We start from the raw sequence: 2,393 nt of genomic DNA on the forward strand, positions 1-2,393 counted from the left end.
ATGGCGCCACCAGCTCGGGGTCCAGCACAGCCTGCCACACGGTGTTCAGGTCGGCCGGCACGGTGAACGAGTGCTCCAGCTTCACGGTTCCTCCCGGAGAACGAAGGGGCGGCGCCCCGCGCAGGAGCGCCGCCCATAAGACCTACTAGACGCCGGCCGCCGCGGCTACTGCCCTGGACGTCAATACCTGGGCCAGATGCTGGCGGTAGGCCGTGTCCGCGTTGCCGTCCGTCGGCGGGGACGTGCCCTCCGCCGCGTGGGCGGCCGCCGCGCGGATCGACTCCGCCGACGCCGGTTGGCCCACCAGCGCCTGCTCCACGGCCGTGGCGCGGACCGGGACCGACGCCATGTTCGTCAGGCCCACCCGCGCCTGCGCGATCATGCCGCCGTCGACACGCACCGCCGCGGCCACCGCGACGATCGACCACGCCTGTGCCACGCGGTTGAACTTCTCGTAGTGCGCGCGCCAGCCCGTGGTCTTCGGCAGGCGGATCTCCACGAGGATCTCCGTCGGGTCCAGCGCGGTGGTGAAGAAGTCGGTGAAGAACTCCGCCGCCGCGATGGTCCGCGTGCCGTTCGGGCCGCGGGCCACCAGCTCCGCGTCCAGCGCCAGGGCCACCGCCGGCAGGTCGGCCGCCGGGTCGGCGTGGGCCAGCGAGCCGCCGAACGTGCCGCGGTGCCGGACCTGCGGGTCGGCCACCGTGTCCGTCGCCTCCGCCAGCAACGCGGCGTGATCGCGCACCAGCTGGTCGCGCTGCACCTCGTAGTGCGTGGTCATCGCGCCGATCACCAGGGCGTCGCCGTCCTCGCGGACGCCGCGCAGCTCGGGGATCCGGCCCAGGTCGATCAGCACCGACGGGGCCGCGAGGCGCATGCGCAGCACCGGCAGCAGGCTCTGGCCGCCGGCGATGACCTTCGCGTCCTCGCCGGCCTCGGACAGCGCGCGTACCGCGTCGTCCAGGGTGGTCGGCGCGACGTAGTCGAATGCCGCGGGGATCACTGGGCACCTCCCGAGGTGTCGATCGAGCCGAGACCGCCGCCCGCCTCGTTGCCGAGGCCACCCGCGTCGGTCTGGCCCGTGTGGATCGCCTGCCACACCCGCATCGGCGTGCACGGCATCTGGATGTCGTCGACCCCGAAGTGGCGCACCGCGTCCACGACCGCGTTGACCACCGCCGGCGTCGACGCGATGGTGCCGGCCTCGCCGACGCCCTTGACACCCAGCACGTTCGACGTCGCCGGTGTCTCGGTGCGGTCGGTGACGAACGACGGCAGGTCCGCCGCCGAGGGCACCAGGTAGTCGGCGAGCGTGCCGGTGGTCAGGGTGCCGGACTCGTCGTGCACGGCCTCCTCGAACAGCGCCTGCGCGATGCCCTGCGCGAGCCCGCCGTGCACCTGGCCCTCGACGATCAGCGGGTTGACGACCTTGCCGATGTCGTCGACGCACACATAGGACCGGATCCTGACCTGGCCCGTCTCCGTGTCGACCTCCGTCGCGCACAGGTGGGTGCCGTGCGGGAACGAGAAGTTCTCCGGGTCGAAGGTGGCCTCCGAGTCCAGGTTCGGCTCGACCCCGTCCGGCAGGTCGTGCGCGGCGAACACGGCCAGCGCGACGTCCTGGATGGACACCGACTTGGCGTCGGCACCCGCGCCGCGGACCCGGAAGGAGCCGGCGTCGAACTCCACGTCGCCCTCGCCGGCCTCCAGCATGTGCGCGGCGATCTTGGCGGCCTTCTCCTTCACCTTGTCCGCCGCCTTGACCACGGCCATGGCGCCGACGGTCAGCGACCGCGAGCCGTAGGTGTCCATGCCCTTGTGCGAGGACTGCGTGTCGCCGTGGATGACCTCGATGTCCTCGAACGGCACGCCCAGCTGGTCGGCCACGATCTGGCTCCACGCCGTCTCGTGGCCCTGGCCGTGCGCCGAGGAACCCGTGACGACCTCGACCTTGCCGGTGGGCAGCATGCGGATGGCCGCGTGCTCCCAGCCGCCGGCGCCGTAGGACAGCGAGCCCAGCACCCGGGAGGGGGCGAGGCCACACATCTCCGTGAACGTCGAGATGCCGATGCCGAGCTGGACGGTGTCCCCGCGCTCGCGGCGTTCCCGCTGCTCGGTGCGCAGGGCGTCGTAGCCGAACAGCTCCTTGGCCTTGGCGGTCGCGGCCTCGTAGTTGCCGGAGTCGTAGGTCAGGCCGCAGACCGTGGTGAACGGGAACTCCTCGTGGGAGATCCAGTTCTTCTCCCGCACCTCCATCGGGTCCACGCCCAGCTCGGCGGCCAGCTCGTCCATGATGCGCTCGATGGCGTACGTGGCCTCAGGTCGGCCCGCACCTCGGTATGCGTCCACCCACGGCTTGTTGGTGAGGACGGTCTGCACCGAAAACTGGTAGGCGG

2 protein-coding genes are annotated in these 2,393 nt (G+C 71.8%); both read right to left on the reverse strand.

What is annotated here, in order from left to right:
- Positions 1–145 precede the first annotated feature (145 nt).
- Positions 146–1,000, reverse strand: coding sequence for an FAD binding domain-containing protein (locus ACJ73U_RS45445; RefSeq protein WP_407784017.1), 855 nt, complete (start codon positions 998–1,000; stop codon positions 146–148).
- The coding region (locus ACJ73U_RS45450) for a xanthine dehydrogenase family protein molybdopterin-binding subunit (protein ID WP_407784018.1) at positions 997–2,393 on the reverse strand (1,397 nt) is incomplete at its 5' end. The genes ACJ73U_RS45450 and ACJ73U_RS45445, both read right to left, overlap by 4 nt.

The sequence above is a fragment of the Actinophytocola sp. genome (assembly GCF_045807065.1).
Classification (GTDB): domain Bacteria; phylum Actinomycetota; class Actinomycetes; order Mycobacteriales; family Pseudonocardiaceae; genus Actinophytocola.